The organism is Paenibacillus sp. FSL R5-0517, assembly GCF_037974355.1.
Classification (GTDB): Bacteria; Bacillota; Bacilli; order Paenibacillales; family Paenibacillaceae; genus Paenibacillus.
Map to the genome: position 1 here is coordinate 4,037,943 of NZ_CP150235.1, position 15,415 is coordinate 4,053,357.

The following is a 15,415-nucleotide window of genomic DNA, read 5'->3' on the forward strand; positions in this document are numbered from 1 at the left end:
CAATGATGTTCTCTCGATCGTCTAAAACATGCCAGACGGATACCCTAACCTGTATTAAGGCTGCCGCGAGGTAATCCATATCTGTTTGTAGTACTCTATATGTATTCATTCTCCCACATCCATACATTTTTATAGAAAATTATACCTAGGTCTGATAGACTATGTTTTGTTGTTAATTATTACTATATCAGGAGGAAGAAGATTGAAAAAGCCTATTCAGAAAAAATGGTGGTTTTGGCTTATTGTTGTGATAATAGTGGGAGGTATCTTTGGCAACAAAGATGAGGAGAACACTGAGAAAGAGGCAGCTGCGACAACCGAAGTATCTGCTCCTGTTGAAACCAAGCCGGAAACTGTTGTTGCTGAAAAATCTACTACTAAGACCGAGGAAGTTAAGGTAGCAAAAGAGAACGTAAAGAAGCAAGAGGAAAAGAAAGTAGAAATACCAGGAAGTCTCGGAATGACTCCAGATGAATTTCGGAAATCATTCAACAAACGTGCCGATGAACTCGGTAACCCTAAACTTAAAATCGGCAAGAAGCTAGAGATCGAAGAAGGTCCAGTTCAAAATGTATTTCAGTACATGACTACAGATTACATAGGCATTACTGGTTCAGTAAACAAAGTAGACGGATCGTTACGGGATGTAATGATGATTGGCCAAGGAAACGGCACTCTTTCCTCCGGAGCAGATATTATTATAAGTATTGGATTGGTTATATTGGGAACCAACCCCGACATACCTACATCAGCCGTAGGCGACATTATGAAAGATTTGGGAGTCATCGACGAAGGTGTAGATTGGACAACAATTGATGAATCTACAGAGGTTAATGGCGTTCGCTATACTCTTACCGGTTCTGATGTTCTTGGAATCATGTTTAGTGCTAGTGACGCAAATGATAAGTAATCTATAAAGGAGACTATTATGAAAAGAGTACTAGCTTTACTCTGTGCCGTAGCCATGTTTGGATTCATTTTTAATCCGTCTTACGTTAATGCTTCTACAGTAAACCCAAAGACACTGTTAGAGAAGAAATTCCCTAGGGAGCGTGTAACAGTCAGTAAATCAGTAGACTTAAACGGAGACAATAAGAAAGAACACTTACTTATCACGGAATCAGGCAATTTTTATCTCATTAATTCTAAAGGTGTCATAGTACTTATCAAGGAAAATATTATCAGCGACGATGAATTGGATTCACCAGATATTCATATTTACCAAGTATCTAAAAAAGAAAAACATGTGGCAGTAACGTTTAATTATTTCCCCTCTAACACACAGCTGGATGCATACAACTATAAAGATGGAACCTTAAAGAAAAAGCTCTCCATTATGGGCGATCAAGGAGTGAAGATATTAAAAAACGGAGTCATTAAGCAATATTGGAAAAACTTTTATCCAGAAGGTGGATGGAAGTTGGCCATTGCCACTTACACATGGAGCAATACAAAAAATAAGTATGTAGGTTCAGGTGAATTACCCCGCTAGACTGAGCTATTGTCGTTTAGTTAGATTACCACTAGAGTAACAATATTATTATGAGTCGTCTCTTTTAAACAAAATACTAATCTATGAATTGGAGTTCAAGTTATGAAAAAAGCTATAACACTAGTAATACTGCTTATATTAGCACTACCGGTTCAAGCATTCGCTTTTAATATGTCTAAATCAGAAGTGGAAAAGTCCTATTTCGAAGACTACAATTCACGAGTGAGAGAAGTCAAAGCAGCTCTGAAAAAACTCGCTCCAACTGCATGTGCCAACGTAAAGGTCGCATCAGAAAAATATAAAGCTTCTATCAACAAATATAAAACAGTTGTGAAAAGTAAGGCATCGAAAGAAGTGATCGCAAAAGCCAAAGGACAACGAGATTCAGACAAGAAGCTACTTGCAGTCGCAAAAAAAGAATGCTCTCTGAACATTAAGGAAATTAAACAAGGTACAAATGCTCAACTCAAAGAGCTGAAGACATACAAAGGCCTGCTCATTCAACAAATTGTTGATCATTACAATGGTAAGGACAAACTGAAGGAAGACGTTTTCAAGAATCAGGTTTACAGTGGACTAAACTATATAGACGAAAGTTTTACAAGCATATTAGAATCACTAAATACATTTTAAATAAACAAAGGCGGCAGATGATTACTGCCGCCTTTGTTTATTTAAAATATCCGACAAGGAAATTTTTGTGTATACGCTAAGCTAAGTAATTTTTTCTCTAATCAATGAATGTTGTAGACTTACCGTTTCTAGCCTTTCTAACTCCAAATCCCAAAGCCCTTGACTAACAAGGTAGTCTTTAACTTCAAAGTAATTTTCATCTGTTAACAAAGCATATGAACAGACAGTACTATATTCGGAATCAGGCTGGCAGGAAACAAGCAGGTTTCTAAGTTTACCAATCAACTCATTCTCATCTTCTACTTTCGTATCCATATTTATTTTATCCTTAACTTTAACTAAAGACTCTATTGCCGCTGCTATAGCGTCTCCTATCTTAAATCTTGGTAACACAAGACGATCAGAATCATTAAGTTGAAGAACTTTTATAGTCCTCTTTCCTATATCATTTAATCCTCTGTATCGATAGTCCTTTATAAACAGGTGATCCTTAGGCTCATCAACAGTAGGATTAATAATTGGATTTATCTTAGTATCATGATCTCTTTTTAAACCGTTGCATCTTTTACAAATCGGTAGTAAATTTGTCCACGAAAGAACCTCTTCTGGATACAGAGACTTCGGGTGGAAATGTTCAACCTCAATATATTTACTCTCTTCGCCTAGCTTGCATTCACAAAAAATGCACTTACTATTAGACATGTCTAATAGAGCACTTTTAATGTATTCAAGATTCCACACATTTCTTTTGGTATTTATATACTCTTGAGTTAACCGCTTAACTTTTTCTGAGTCAAATTGATGTGGTGGCGATGTTCTTATTATTTTTATCATCCCTAATCACCCAAAGATCCTAATTGAATTTCGAGTATTTTCCTCATCGGACTTCTTGGATGAAGCATTTTGGTTAAAATTTCAAATGATTTAACCGCATTTTCATGATTTTCATCTTCTAATGCGTTCTCAAAATCTTTTCTGATATTGATATATTCATTAGATCTTGTTTCTTTAAGGCCCATTACATCTTCCAATATTTCTTCTACAGTCCAACCTTTAAAACCATACTCTGAGTTTATTGTTTCAAGCCTAATAACTTCATTGTTTTCATCTAGACCAAGAGGAATTAATTCCTCGTTTTCTGCTGCTTGTATCATATGAGGACTATGAGTAGTGACAATTATCTGAGCACTTGAAAAGATAGTCCTTAAAGATTCAATTAGAGTTGCTTGCCAATACGGATGGATGTGTGCATCTGCCTCGTCTATTAATATAATACCATTAAATTCAGTGACTTTTACTTTAGGGTTGAAATTGAACTCAATCTCTTTTATTATGCCAAGCAATATAAAGAACAGAGACTTGTATCCTGACGAAAGGTATTCAAAAAAAATTTCTCCTCTTGATGTTTTAACCATAATATCAAGAGTAGTGTGATCTATAAACGAGAACTCTACAGATTTGTCAAGAATTGAAAAGGTTTGCTTCGCCATGTTAAGATTGAAAATCTCCGCCTCACTAAACCTTCCTTGTGGCTCGAAGAGAATCCTGTTGGCCAACCAAGTTTTTATAGTTTGAGGATTAACTCCGTTAATCATGAAATGTTTGTGATTTGGTTCGTCTCTTACCTCATCTGGTGTGATTCCACTTAGGGACTGATGTTCAAGTACTCTGTGTTCTTTTATGTAAATTACTTTTAAAGCTTCACCTACAACATCCAACTTTTCTCTTTGGTTATCATTGGGCAGAAAGGCTAGTGTATCAAAAAAACCTTGTTTACCATCAACTTTCACCCATGCAGATCCTTTGTCAGCTCTTACATTGCGCTTCAGCTTTGTACTTGTAGCAAAACTAAATGCCTGCGCTATAACTTCAAGTATAGTGCTTTTACCTACTCCATTCATGCCGCAAATGATATTTATGTGGCTGTTCATATCTATAGTCAAGTCTTTGATTCCGTTAATATTCTTAATCTTAATTGATTCAACCTTCATAAATCTGTCATCCCCTTTCAATTAAAATTATATCACAACAAATCCATTACATACGAAGCCTAAATTTCTCAAGTAACATTTTTTTAGTTACAAGTTCACAATCTTTGAACCAATCCTTAGTGTTTTTCATTTGTACGCTACCTATAAGAGCATTTTCTCCCTTTGAATCCACTGCATATAATACACTTTCCTCATTGTTCACCTTGTTTACAATAATTATATTAGGCACCCCATAAGGAACTAGAAATTTTTCAAATTCATTCATGTTAATCACCTCCAGTTAATATGTACTAATGAGAACATAAAGATATGACGACTCTTTCCCAGAATCGTCATATCTTACATTTCAGTATAAAAACACAGATTTCCAAAAGGTGTCGGTGACTTTTCTATTTTTATTGCTAAATAAGCTAAGATGCTTTAAACCCTTAAACTTTGGTCTTCTCTTTCCTATATGAAATGACTAAATGACGCCAGAGGTCATAACTCCCCGTTTTGTCAGACATGGAATCTTTGTAATATTCATAAGCTGACTCTGCCCATTTAGGACATTCCATGTTCTCCTTAGCCTTCTGAGCCGCGATCCACTTTGCCTGAGATTCAACTGTAGCCTTGAGTTCCTCCATTTGTTTCTTTTCTTCTGATGTCATCGGATATCCATCCCCTTCCTTAATTTGCTTAATCTCAGTTTTGACAGCAGGAATAAATCCTCGTTCCGCAGCAGATCGTGTATTCCCATCACCAAAGAATTTGGTTCCTGGACATGTCTTGCTGGACTTACCTTTCTCATAATCACCTAACCATGCTCCAGATGAGGTATACCAGGCGTGATACACGATATGTGATGTATCAATAGGTATGTTTAGCTTGAACGCGAGACAGGCGTATAGGTGGATTACAGAGTGTTTCTGTGCAGTACTCATCGTATCTCCGTCTTGATCAAAGTTGCCTATGATCTCTATGCACAAAGCACCTGTATTGGCCCCTTTGATTCCAGCAGGCGTTTTATTGAGATCCCGATCCAAACTGATAGCAATACGCCCATCCTCAAGCACAGTTATGTTTTGTCCTGTAGCAGACCAGCCCTGTGACAAATGGAAGGTCCTCATTCCCTCAAGACATTTCCAGATATCCTGTTTGGCTACTCCGTTAATCATCTGACGGGTAGAATAATTGGGTGCAGCCGTATGATGGACCTGGAGCTTATCTATGCTTCTTGTTATCTTCTGTTTGTCGAGCCACCCTTTAAAATCGGATGGCTCAAGTAACAAGAAATTGCCTTTTGAGATCATGACTGTTCAGTTCCTTTCTTCGCTTGCTTAATCACCTGGTTACCGAACACCGCAAATGCTCCAACCAATATCCCTTGAATAAGCGATTCAGGAGACCAGCCAAGCGTCCAACTTGTAATAACAATAGCGAATGCAGTCACGATGAAAACAATGGTCCAGTCCGGAATCTTCGGGATACGTTTTATGCCAATACCAAGGACCCAGCATGCAGCCAATACAACGAATAACTTAGGATCAATAAGTGAAAATACAATACTCCAGTCCATATCCTACACGCCTCCCGTTTTCAAAATTAGAACAATTGCTCCGATAGCTATACCAATCAGAGTCGTAGCAATAGTCCTCCACAACCAGGTCTGTGCGTTCTCAATCTTATCGAGCCTGTGATGGGCCGATTTGGTGGATTGCATAGCTTCCTTTGCCAGATCCCGTGTAGCTTCCAACGTGGCAGCCATTGCCGGTACTCCTTCAAGTGTCTTTTCCATCCGGGCCAATTGAACTTGGATACCCATAAGAACTTTTGTAGTCTCTTCCACAACACTGTTCACCTCACTTAAAGTTGTGTCAGTCAAATGAATCCCCCATCTCTCTGTTCAGGAAACATTTCCTGACCTATTCAATAGCTTCCGAGTTCTCTTTCTGTTCTTTAATCTCAACTGTTGCCAGTGCATTCCCAATTTCCAAATCTAAAGCTGTCAGAATCTCTTTTTGATTTTGTGGATGTGAACTAAGAACACTAGTAATCACCTGTGTCAATTCTTCAACCGGGTTATTCAAATCCAGTTCAACTTGGAGTATGTGTGTCATCTTTGCCAAGACCTTTCCTCCTCTCTATACGAAAATAAGCCCCTTCCAATTAAGGAATAGGGCTTTCTATAAGTTCATCTTATTTGATTGTTAATGCTATTGCACTACGGATCATAAGCTAAAAGCTCGTATTAAGTTCACAAATAACCCTTCTTTTTGTTTTTAAATGCTAATTGACATGGCTTACAAAGCCATCGATCTTCGTAATAGTATACTTTCGTACTTAAATAGCACTTGCTACAAAAGTAATAGGAGGTTTCATTAATAATGTTTTCTGCGGCTTTGGGAGTAATATCCGTCCATTCATCCTCAAAATAAAAACCATTTTCAGATTTTATAATATCAACGAAATAAGAAAATATATCTTTATTAATTTTGTTCCAAGCATCTGAGATCGACGTTGGATACGAAGTCTCGAATAGTTCCGAACTAAATTTATTAAAGAGCATACACCTGTACTTATATTCTTTAGTAAATTCAATTACAGAAAAAGTCACACTTAAATCATCTTTGTTACAATAACATTCACCTCTATAAGCAACTTCCCTATTACAATTTACACATCTTGCTTTTGGTTCCCATTCTTCTTCATCAATATCGTCTTCAAAATCATCATCGTCATCATAGTCTCTAAACAATGTGTATTTAATTGAATTTACAGTGAATTGAAACTTTGATTTTGTTTGATTAAAATTCTGAATTCTAGTTTCATTTGATAATATTAGATTATCTTTATTAAATAGGATGAGCACTAAAGTATCGCCGTCCAAGATAATGTCCTTAGCTTCGGCAATGTAACCACTTTTTGTGCTATCTCCTATCTTCCAGAGCATCGCTCTCCCTGTTAAACTAGAAAAGGAATTAATAAGCTCATCGAATCCTCCCAAACCTGATCACCTTTCTAACTCAAGCCCTTTTATTTTGCAGTAAGTAATGCTTCATCAATTACATAAGATTATTGAGATCCAATTCATAAACAGCATAAGTGTCTGTTCCATTATAGAGGAAAACAACTTCAAAAGGTTTTTCATAATCAAATTCACTTGTTGGAGCAAAAATGGCATGTCCTACTTCTCTAGTATACTTCTTGCCCGTTGATGAATCTCCATCATAAAAAACATCGTGCTCAACTTCATCCACTGTATACCCACTGCCACCAGGTTGCAAGACTAGGTCTCCTTGCCTCAAAACAATGTGGAATTTAAACTTAGTATCATAAATCGTTCGATACGCCGCAGTATAAAATACAAGAGTGTCTCCCATATCGATCTTCGATTTCATATCATCCAATGTTACACTATCCATTTTTTGAGTTGCTCGATAAGATTCTCGAACAATTATATTTCGTGGTGTATTTATAGTTATAACCGGAGGATAATCCTTCGCATAATGAATCTTATTTTCCTTTATCGGAAGCCTGAAGCTTTTTAGATAATTTAAGTACCCGTATTCATCTAAATTCTCACCTTTCCTTATTAAAGAATTTATGACGTAGTCACTCGGATGATAAAAACGTTCATATGTCGTGAGTTCTTTGTTATCTGTTTCATCTGAACTTGCATCATTAAAACCGCCTGCTGATTTAGTTAAGACTGCAATTCCGATTAACAAAACTATCGATCCTATTATAGACCAGAATATAATGTTTCCTTTTTTAGAATCCATACTTATTTGTCAGCCAAATTCAGAGCTTCGTCAATTAGCTTTAATTCTGCTTCGTACTTGGCAATTTCAGAATCATACTCTGAAAGTCGTTGCTCCGATACTTTAAGCGCATCTTCGTTCCCTATGCTTTTCAACTCTTCTAAAGCTGAAGCAGTTGTTTCTCTGGCTTTTTTTAGTGGGGCAATAACATTGTTAACAGTGCTATCTCTCAATTGATTCAAGCTTGATTTAGTTCCGCCAATATATTTATTTGTCTGAGAATTAGTGGTGTTAGAGTTGTAACTGTCATTTGTATCATTACTTCCTTCCACAGAAGTAATTGTTATTACTTTTCCGCTCACAGAAACATCAGCTCCTAGTGCTTCGGACAAAGCGCGAGCCGGTACATTAGCCTTGCTATCAATTACCGCTCCTTTATCCGATAACTTTGATCCATTAACGATAACTGTGTATTCTCCAGTTACTTTTTTACCTATTAGAGATTTTAACTGATCTGCAAATGCGGCTCCCGCTGTCATGAAAACTACTCCGAGCAAGAAACCCATAGCAATATAAGCAACCTTTTTCATTGTTTTACCTCCGTATTGGTGCAATTTACCTTTTATGATACATTACGGAGTTGATGTTGGGAAGGTTCCTCCCCAATTTTGAGCATTTGAAAGGCCGTGGTTGTGAGTTGGCAACGTAATATTATGAGTATGATTGTAAAATGCGTATTGCAACGAATCAATTTTGCTTTGTAATGAAGTGAGCTGACTCTGAAGTCCTACAATATCAGAGACTGATATTCCATATACAAATCCTGTTCTAAATGTTGCTGTTCCCCCAAAGCTAACTGCTCCCTGTAAACGAATAGGATTTCCTGTGTTGTTTGATCCAAGAAACAGGTTGTTACTGAAAATAGTCAATTGTCCGCTTGAATCATAAGAATTAATTTCCCCTACTGACGCCCCGTTAACATCTCTCCAAATTATTGCGGCTGCTGTTGCATCCTCTGTAGTAGCAATTTGAATACGCACTCTATTACCAGCATCATACGAACGGAATCCTACAGAGTCTTGCTCAATCCGCCTTCCACTTGCTGCTGTACGGATCAAAGCACCGGTGATTGTACCCCCATTAATATTTGTTCCTGTTACAGTGGAAGCAGTAATTGATCCAGAGAAGTTCGCACCTACTGCGGACATAATCCCACCTGAAGTAACTGTGAACATACCGTTACCTACGTTTATTGAGGAACCAACGATGGCTCCGTTTTTAAAGTTGGAGTACTCAATGTTGGCATAGTTGGCGGTTAAGCTATTTGCAATCAAATCACCCTTCATGTTCAGTCTGAAAGGCGCGTTATTAAATGACGACGCTCCTGCTGCAATACCGTTTGTATTGATTTGTACAATGTCTTCACGGTTACCGATCAGCATGGAGACAAAGTTACCTAATTGGCCTATTACTTGCTCAGCTACAACTCCCCGAGCTGTGATTGCTGCTCGTATCGACTTCCAACCATCAGTGGATATCCCAATTCCTTTAGAAGTCAATCTGACTTGTTCTAAGGGATTCGTTTTCTCTTGAGCCAATATGCCCCCTTCTGGTGGATAGATCAGTTCGGTTTTGCTGTTGTTGATATCAATAACTGCCTGCTTCGCAAACGATTCAAAAACATCCGTTCGAATCTTTCCGTTTGAAAACAGGTTGTTGGTGATATTTTTGTTTCGTTCCAAATCGCTGATAATATCATCGTAATCTCTTAAATTGATATTGGAGATCGTAGGTTCAGCATGCTTGTCTAAACTGTATGGATACTCTGTCAGTTCAGTGATACGGGCTTTGAGCCGGTTCATACCCATATCTGGATCGATACACATGACATCATCACCTAAATGAGGTTTTGGTTCTGTGTGGTCGATCTTAAACAAGTCTGCCGTGGATATGGTTGCCTCCAGAGAAACTACCTCTTGTTCAAGCAACGCCTTACGTGTAGCCTTCAGCAAGTCCTCTGCTTCTTCAATATCCTGCTCGATGATCTCCCCATCATAAAACGGAACCGAATCACTCGCCCAGTACTGTGCAAAAGGTGATATGAGGTAGTTGACTGTGAGTTTACCATTAACAATCGTTCCTGGTATGCTCGACAATAAACTTCTCTCCAGATCCGTCAGCAAAGACGCATCCATACCGATGAATGTCCGACCATCCTTCATTTGAGCATACATTCTAGTGACAAGAGATTCGCCCTTGTCCTTGAATGAGCTGGATACGATATTCTTCTTGAGCCGGTACTGCAAGCCGTGGTCTGATCCTATTCTCTTCTTGAGGTTAATCACGAAATTATCAGGCTCTACCTCGCATTCATACATATCGACGATCTTATTCAAAGCTTCAAGACATGTACCCCGGCCAAAATCCTTAACGTCATGTAGATCAAACGTATCGTGGATAACGAATGTAAATCTCCCGCCTGTAGCTTTTGTAATCAACTCCGTTAGTTCGTTGAGATGTACGCCATAAGCTTCATCAATATATGACGAGTACGGAAACTTGAAATCATTCAGCTTGAACATAATGTGGTTGCAATAAATTGAAGCCATCAGCTTGCGACCTTCACGGGACCGGCTACGGGACTGAATGACATAAAATTGGCCACGTTCGTCTTGAACATGGCCTTTAATCGCTATTTTTTCGCGGTAATCATCTGAGGTCATTGGGACCATAAATGTTACCTCGTAATCACTGTTAATACGTCTTCTTCGTTGTATATCTGAACTATCAATCAACGTACCTACACGCCGAAGGTTCTTGTCGAATACTTTCATTGTTGGGTTAGGCATATCACACCTCATCAATTAATAAAGGAATTTGTCTCTATGTGTAACACGGATCAGAACGTTTCTTCCTGTTTCAGGATCTGTCCATGTGAGATTGTTTTCTCCAAGATTCAAGTCAAAGAAATCACCTTCGAGCAAATGTGAAGCATTTACTCCGTTTTGTGTGATCTTATACGTATTGGCATCAATGATAACTTGGTCACCTGGTTTGAATGGCCCGGTGAATTCAAGAAACTCCACGTGGTACCGACTCCCTTTGGCGACTGTTCCAAAACCGACATTCATAATCGCCCGTTTGGTAATCTCTCGAATGAAATCCGCCTTGGTGCCAGCAGCTACATCCATAACAGCCGTAAATGAGATTTCACGGACAAAATCCCCTGATGCTCCCGCATTGACATCCATAACCGCCGAACCCGTCATTTCCATCGTTGCAGCAGCTACAGCAGATCCTGATATGTCAGCAACTGCCCGGCCAAAGACGAATACGGATATTTGGCGGTTAAAGGCCATGCGGTTAAAAGCCCCTCTGTTAAACATGGCCTCCACCCCTTTCAAAAGGAAAAGCCCCCTGACCACTCCAGAGGGCATAATAAAAGCGCACCATTTAGGTACGCCTTACTTTAACGTTATCCTTACTAGTACCGTAGTGTGTGACAATATTCATCATTGACCTCCTATGTGAACACGCGTGATAGTGTGGTTATACCACTCTGGTATAATTTCATTAGGGTATTAGCGTGCGGTACCGTTGTACTTATGCTCATAACAATGGATAGGTTTTTTAAGTTAGTAGTTGGGAAGTTTTTCACTACTGGTGAGAAGTTAGATAATGTTTTGGATGTTGACCTTTGGTATGTCATGTATCCATTTTGGGGGTCAATGACCAATGCGTTAATATATTGAACATAGTTGGCTGTACCTGTCCCACCTGAGTTTGAAACACTAAACCCTGTACCATCTAATACGACTAGGGACTGCCATACATTATTGCTATTTTGATATGCCAGGTGTAAGTATGATTGGAGATTAGACCCACCCCCGACAGCACCTGTTAACTCAAGGTAGTCGGTTGAGTAAAGAATATTAATTCCAGTTTCGGATAGTGGGTATACCTGATAGAAAGTTTCCGTCCTTGTTGCACCCTGAATAAGTTTGTTACCAGCACCCCATTGAATTACATCAGTTGGATTATATGTCCCCTCAACATCAAATATCTTAACCCCCTTGACAATATTCCCAGGAACCAAATTTGGCTCCCCCGCGACGATAATGTCGCCGCCGTAAATCCCAGGTGGATTCGTTTTGGTATTCACCCCTGGCGTAATTGTCAATGTATCTGTTGTCTGTTCTAGCAAAGTCCCTACAATATCAACTTGATTCGAATTAGAGAAGCTTTTTCCCGCGCGTACATCAGAAGGGTCAGCATTCCCTTTAGCTCTTACTACTCCTGCCAACTTGTTAATTAGGGAATCCCATGATTCTGATGTGGATGCCGATACACCTATGGAGTTGAGCGCGGCAACCACTTCCGCTTTTCGCTCAACTCCAGCTTGAAAAGCCAGTCCAACTGCCTTTTCAGTAGCAGCAACATCTTCTCTGTTCCCGTTTGTTTTGCTCGATAACTGCACTTTACCTTTTTCAGTCAGTGATGCGTCTGGAATGTCCATCTCGCTTACGGATTGGCGAAGTTCTTCTACTTCTTCTCGTGTTGCAACACCCTCATCGATCTTCTCAAAGATATTATTGATCCCAACACGACTCACACTCTCATTCCCCAAAGGTAGGGGCAGTTTTAAACGATTCGTTTCAATTGGCATTATTAATTCCTCCATTTTGTTGTTATTAGGTCTATACGACATAGCTCGTAAGTTGTTAAATGGTCTGAAATCAGACATAAAAATAGCGCTCCATAATTGGAACGCCTGTTACACGATATTTCCGTTTTCGTCCATCTCTGCCACTTCCAATACAGCAGCCACTTTATCCCGGCTACCTACTGGCACTTGCTCCAACTTGATCAAGCCCTTATGAATCATCATTACGTATACAGTTAACATGGTGTCACCTCCCCTCATGAGTACTACGCCCCAATGGATCAGTAGCCTGGCGAGATTATTCCGCATCTGGCATCTCGCCAAGCAACATCATGTGAAGCTCCATGAGAGCTAACTGATTGGCGTTACTTTCAGAGGCTAATTGCTCATAACTAGCTTCTGAAGCAGCAAGTCTGCGTTCCAGTTCTACGTATTCAATGGGTTTGTTGGCTTTGTCTACCTCATCTTTCAGGGCTTGATCCAACACAGGTTGTCCATCCTGCCAGCGATAGTATCCGCCGTTAATCCCAATCGGGAGCGGTGTTGGTATCTCTACCTCTTGATAACCCTCATACGGGTATTCGATGATGTCTCGAATAATCTGAGTTTGCTGCTCGACTTGAATGTAAAAACTCATTTATATCAGCTCCATATCTTCACTATTTTTTTAGCTTCCCCTGCAATCCCGCTTTCTTTTGCATAACCTAGTCCAATATCTGAAGCTGATATAGAACTCCTTACATTTGAACTTAAATAAACTCCATCACGCATATCGTAAAGTGTGAGTGCAGGAAGCGCACCGTGAGCAACCCCTAAAAAGTTTGAGTCTGGGCTAAAATCAACTCCATAACCAATACCAGTAGGTAAAACACTCGGGTTAGGGTACTTGCTAAAACCGCCGTTTTTCAAATCATAAAGACTCATATATGGACTGCTATACATAGCAAAAGCCATATACCTATCATCTTGACTGCATCTTATGTCATTGATCACGTCAATTGATTGAGTGGTGATGTTGACTTTAGTAAATGAATCGCCGCTTCGTGTATACCACAACAGCCCAGGAGTTTGACTAGTGCCAATAAATAAGGAATTACCGCTGCGATTGAAAGCCAGTCCGAAACCGTTGTTAGTTCCAGGTAGACTCGGCAAGTTAGCTAACTTCGTGAATACATCCCCACTTCTTTTATACACGCTTGCAATATTGCTGCCCGAATGAGCCACCGCTAAGTAATCCGCATTTGGTGTAAAAGAAATACCACAAGCACCACCAGGCGGTAATACAGTAGGGTTGGCTAGTTTTGTAAACGTATCTCCTTCGATTTTATATAATGCAATATAAGGAGCTTCAAGCAAAGAAACTGCTAAATACTTACCATCTGAACTGAAGTCTGTGTAATTAGAACGAGCACTCGGGATAATAAAACCCGTAATTTCTTTGAATATATCTCCTTCTTCAATTTTAAAAATCCTTAATGATACGGCTCCTAGACTCGGGACTGCAAAGAATTTAGAATCCAGGCTGAACGATATATATCTAGTGGATTCAGATATAGATGGAAACGGTATTTGACTATACTCATCTCCAATTCTCTTAAACATAGATATTCCTACTGACATAAAGCATACAGCCATGTATTTGTTATCCGGGCTAAATCGGACCGATTGACCATTGTGTGTGAAATTCGAAACTAAATCTTTTTTCTCGATGTTGTATCTAGTTTTTATTAGATCATTTTCCTGAATATTAGTTTTGAAAATACCAACTGCTTCTTGCTGACCGTTAATCACCGTTGCCGTTGAAATAGTCCCGATCCCATCCGCAAGCTCTGCAAAAGAGTGTGGGGAAGTCCCTGCTACCGTTCCCCCTTTGACGATGACGGCGGTTTTGACGATCTCTTTCCCCTCATCGACATGCGTAAAAACCTCGTTGAGCGCATCAACCAGATTGTCCTTGTCCGTCGTCTGTAGGTTGGCCAGATTACCAACTTGCCCTTGAACCACACCTACAGCGGACTCCGTAGCTGCTATGGCATCCCTATCTCCAGTTGTTGAATTTGACAGTTGGACGATACCCTTATCTGTTAAAGAGGCATCCTGCGGTGCAGGGATGTTGTTCAGTCGTTCGTCCAAGTCTGCTATGTTTTCCCTGAATGTATCGTGATCGTAAGCTGTAAAGTATCGGGCCAATTTGGTTCCTGCTGCCCATGTTTTGGCTGTACTCTCAAACCCTCTCGTTACACCTGTAACCTCGTTTTCAGATAACCCTGTATAAAGTACTGTTTCCGCTGATTCATCGGTGCCCAGCGTAAGTAGGTTAGGTGCAGGAGGTAATACCGAACCATCCAGCACCGTGAAGCTCGTCTGAGTATCGTCAATAGCCTGTGCCAGCTCCGTCTGCCTGCTGTTGACCGCTGCCGGATACATTGTTTCAAACATCGTTCATACCTCCTTAGTTCAACCGGATCTCAACTTGACCCGTTAGGAATTTGAAAATGTCATTGTTCAAAATACTACGCGGTGCTTCGAGAGTCCCGAAATAATAAAGGTTCCCACCTGAAGCAGCGTCCCGCAGCCCAAAGTGTGTAACTGTGCCCCAATTGGCTGTCGCTACCGCAAAAGCTACATCTGCCGCAGATTTGATGGACATCTTTTGCATATTGCTCAAAACCCCTGTAACTGGGTGAAACTCTTGGACAGTAACTTGAGCCGGTTCAGCAAAGGTGAGCACTTGTCTCGCATAGCCTCCACCAGACACTTCTTGTCCCGTATCATTCCAGGTTGGATCGGAATTATAAAGAGCGACGTATAGCCTATCTGGGAAAGTGAATTTCTCCCCTCTTGCAGATACATTCAGTTGTTTGGTCGCTAAATACTTACTGATGTTCATTAG

At 39.8% G+C, this 15,415-nt stretch carries 20 protein-coding genes; 3 read left to right on the top strand and 17 right to left on the bottom strand.

The annotated features are described in order from the left end of the window. Window positions 1-202 precede the first annotated feature (202 nt). The 3 genes from MKX40_RS17765 to MKX40_RS17775 all read left to right on the top strand — a co-directional run bounded on the left by MKX40_RS17765 (window position 203) and on the right by MKX40_RS17775 (window position 2,125). Window positions 203-910, top strand: a complete 708-nt coding sequence (locus MKX40_RS17765) for a hypothetical protein (protein ID WP_339234568.1) — start codon at window positions 203-205, stop codon at window positions 908-910. An 18-nt stretch (window positions 911-928) separates the two neighbouring features. Next, a complete protein-coding gene (locus MKX40_RS17770) occupies window positions 929-1,492 on the top strand; it encodes a hypothetical protein (RefSeq protein WP_339234569.1) in 564 nt (187 codons plus the stop codon). Window positions 1,493-1,594: 102 nt separating this feature from the next. Continuing rightward, window positions 1,595-2,125 carry a hypothetical protein gene (locus tag MKX40_RS17775; protein ID WP_339234570.1) on the top strand — a complete coding sequence of 177 codons (531 nt, stop codon included), beginning with the start codon at window positions 1,595-1,597 and terminating at the stop codon, window positions 2,123-2,125. Window positions 2,126-2,206: 81 nt separating this feature from the next. Here MKX40_RS17775 and MKX40_RS17780 read toward each other — a convergent pair whose 3' ends face one another. The 17 genes from MKX40_RS17780 to MKX40_RS17860 form a co-directional block, all read right to left on the bottom strand. Continuing rightward, the gene (locus MKX40_RS17780) at window positions 2,207-2,959 is read right to left on the bottom strand and encodes an HNH endonuclease (RefSeq protein WP_339234571.1); all 753 of its coding nucleotides are present in this window, start codon (window positions 2,957-2,959) and stop codon (window positions 2,207-2,209) included. Between the two features lie 2 nt (window positions 2,960-2,961). Continuing rightward, window positions 2,962-4,116, bottom strand: a complete 1,155-nt coding sequence (locus MKX40_RS17785; protein WP_339234572.1) for an AAA family ATPase — start codon at window positions 4,114-4,116, stop codon at window positions 2,962-2,964. A 46-nt stretch (window positions 4,117-4,162) separates the two neighbouring features. Then, the gene (locus MKX40_RS17790; protein ID WP_339234573.1) at window positions 4,163-4,381 is read right to left on the bottom strand and encodes a hypothetical protein; all 219 of its coding nucleotides are present in this window, start codon (window positions 4,379-4,381) and stop codon (window positions 4,163-4,165) included. Between the two features lie 163 nt (window positions 4,382-4,544). Then, entirely contained in the window at window positions 4,545-5,408 is an 864-nt protein-coding gene (locus tag MKX40_RS17795; RefSeq protein WP_339234575.1) for a peptidoglycan recognition family protein, read from the bottom strand. After that, complete coding sequence (locus MKX40_RS17800; protein WP_339234577.1) at window positions 5,405-5,674, bottom strand: phage holin family protein; 270 nt, start codon at window positions 5,672-5,674, stop codon at window positions 5,405-5,407. The genes MKX40_RS17795 and MKX40_RS17800 overlap by 4 nt, the downstream gene beginning before the upstream one ends. A gap of 3 nt (window positions 5,675-5,677) precedes the next feature. Next, the gene (locus MKX40_RS17805; protein WP_339234580.1) at window positions 5,678-5,980 is read right to left on the bottom strand and encodes a hemolysin XhlA family protein; all 303 of its coding nucleotides are present in this window, start codon (window positions 5,978-5,980) and stop codon (window positions 5,678-5,680) included. A gap of 40 nt (window positions 5,981-6,020) precedes the next feature. Further along, window positions 6,021-6,215: a hypothetical protein gene (locus tag MKX40_RS17810; protein WP_339243118.1), complete on the bottom strand. Its 195-nt coding sequence runs from the start codon at window positions 6,213-6,215 to the stop codon at window positions 6,021-6,023. Between the two features lie 137 nt (window positions 6,216-6,352). Next, the gene (locus tag MKX40_RS17815; protein ID WP_339234582.1) at window positions 6,353-7,102 is read right to left on the bottom strand and encodes a hypothetical protein; all 750 of its coding nucleotides are present in this window, start codon (window positions 7,100-7,102) and stop codon (window positions 6,353-6,355) included. 58 nt (window positions 7,103-7,160) lie between these two features. Further along, window positions 7,161-7,880 carry a hypothetical protein gene (locus MKX40_RS17820; RefSeq protein WP_339234584.1) on the bottom strand — a complete coding sequence of 240 codons (720 nt, stop codon included), beginning with the start codon at window positions 7,878-7,880 and terminating at the stop codon, window positions 7,161-7,163. A gap of 2 nt (window positions 7,881-7,882) precedes the next feature. Next, window positions 7,883-8,449 (bottom strand): copper amine oxidase, encoded by a 567-nt coding sequence (locus MKX40_RS17825; RefSeq protein WP_339234586.1) that lies wholly within the window; start codon window positions 8,447-8,449, stop codon window positions 7,883-7,885. A gap of 42 nt (window positions 8,450-8,491) precedes the next feature. Next, on the bottom strand, window positions 8,492-10,720 hold the full coding sequence (locus MKX40_RS17830) for a phage tail spike protein (protein WP_339243120.1): 2,229 nt from the start codon (window positions 10,718-10,720) through the stop codon (window positions 8,492-8,494). A 3-nt stretch (window positions 10,721-10,723) separates the two neighbouring features. Continuing rightward, a complete protein-coding gene (locus MKX40_RS17835; protein WP_339243121.1) occupies window positions 10,724-11,254 on the bottom strand; it encodes a hypothetical protein in 531 nt (176 codons plus the stop codon). A gap of 128 nt (window positions 11,255-11,382) precedes the next feature. Further along, complete coding sequence (locus MKX40_RS17840; protein WP_339234588.1) at window positions 11,383-12,525, bottom strand: phage tail protein; 1,143 nt, start codon at window positions 12,523-12,525, stop codon at window positions 11,383-11,385. Between the two features lie 108 nt (window positions 12,526-12,633). After that, window positions 12,634-12,765 (bottom strand): hypothetical protein, encoded by a 132-nt coding sequence (locus tag MKX40_RS17845; RefSeq protein ID WP_339234590.1) that lies wholly within the window; start codon window positions 12,763-12,765, stop codon window positions 12,634-12,636. A 55-nt stretch (window positions 12,766-12,820) separates the two neighbouring features. Next, window positions 12,821-13,159 (bottom strand): hypothetical protein, encoded by a 339-nt coding sequence (locus MKX40_RS17850; protein ID WP_339234592.1) that lies wholly within the window; start codon window positions 13,157-13,159, stop codon window positions 12,821-12,823. A 5-nt stretch (window positions 13,160-13,164) separates the two neighbouring features. Next, window positions 13,165-14,961, bottom strand: a complete 1,797-nt coding sequence (locus MKX40_RS17855; RefSeq protein WP_339234594.1) for a tail fiber protein — start codon at window positions 14,959-14,961, stop codon at window positions 13,165-13,167. Between the two features lie 13 nt (window positions 14,962-14,974). After that, window positions 14,975-15,412, bottom strand: a complete 438-nt coding sequence (locus MKX40_RS17860; protein ID WP_339234596.1) for a hypothetical protein — start codon at window positions 15,410-15,412, stop codon at window positions 14,975-14,977. Window positions 15,413-15,415 lie beyond the last annotated feature (3 nt).

What these genes read in the sequence shown, in the direction of transcription:
- MKX40_RS17830 (WP_339243120.1), bottom strand. Translation starts at nt 10,720, where the DNA reads ATGAGGTGTGATATGCCTAACCCAACAATGAAAGTATTCGACAAGAAC.
- MKX40_RS17775 (WP_339234570.1), top strand. Translation starts at nt 1,595, where the DNA reads ATGAAAAAAGCTATAACACTAGTAATACTGCTTATATTAGCACTACCG.
- MKX40_RS17780 (WP_339234571.1), bottom strand. Translation starts at nt 2,959, where the DNA reads ATGATAAAAATAATAAGAACATCGCCACCACATCAATTTGACTCAGAA.
- MKX40_RS17855 (WP_339234594.1), bottom strand. Translation starts at nt 14,961, where the DNA reads ATGTTTGAAACAATGTATCCGGCAGCGGTCAACAGCAGGCAGACGGAG.
- MKX40_RS17860 (WP_339234596.1), bottom strand. Translation starts at nt 15,412, where the DNA reads ATGAACATCAGTAAGTATTTAGCGACCAAACAACTGAATGTATCTGCA.
- MKX40_RS17810 (WP_339243118.1), bottom strand. Translation starts at nt 6,215, where the DNA reads ATGACACACATACTCCAAGTTGAACTGGATTTGAATAACCCGGTTGAA.
- MKX40_RS17795 (WP_339234575.1), bottom strand. Translation starts at nt 5,408, where the DNA reads ATGATCTCAAAAGGCAATTTCTTGTTACTTGAGCCATCCGATTTTAAA.
- MKX40_RS17785 (WP_339234572.1), bottom strand. Translation starts at nt 4,116, where the DNA reads ATGAAGGTTGAATCAATTAAGATTAAGAATATTAACGGAATCAAAGAC.
- MKX40_RS17840 (WP_339234588.1), bottom strand. Translation starts at nt 12,525, where the DNA reads ATGCCAATTGAAACGAATCGTTTAAAACTGCCCCTACCTTTGGGGAAT.
- MKX40_RS17850 (WP_339234592.1), bottom strand. Translation starts at nt 13,159, where the DNA reads ATGAGTTTTTACATTCAAGTCGAGCAGCAAACTCAGATTATTCGAGAC.
- MKX40_RS17845 (WP_339234590.1), bottom strand. Translation starts at nt 12,765, where the DNA reads ATGTTAACTGTATACGTAATGATGATTCATAAGGGCTTGATCAAGTTG.
- MKX40_RS17790 (WP_339234573.1), bottom strand. Translation starts at nt 4,381, where the DNA reads ATGAATGAATTTGAAAAATTTCTAGTTCCTTATGGGGTGCCTAATATA.
- MKX40_RS17825 (WP_339234586.1), bottom strand. Translation starts at nt 8,449, where the DNA reads ATGAAAAAGGTTGCTTATATTGCTATGGGTTTCTTGCTCGGAGTAGTT.
- MKX40_RS17770 (WP_339234569.1), top strand. Translation starts at nt 929, where the DNA reads ATGAAAAGAGTACTAGCTTTACTCTGTGCCGTAGCCATGTTTGGATTC.
- MKX40_RS17820 (WP_339234584.1), bottom strand. Translation starts at nt 7,880, where the DNA reads ATGGATTCTAAAAAAGGAAACATTATATTCTGGTCTATAATAGGATCG.
- MKX40_RS17800 (WP_339234577.1), bottom strand. Translation starts at nt 5,674, where the DNA reads ATGGACTGGAGTATTGTATTTTCACTTATTGATCCTAAGTTATTCGTT.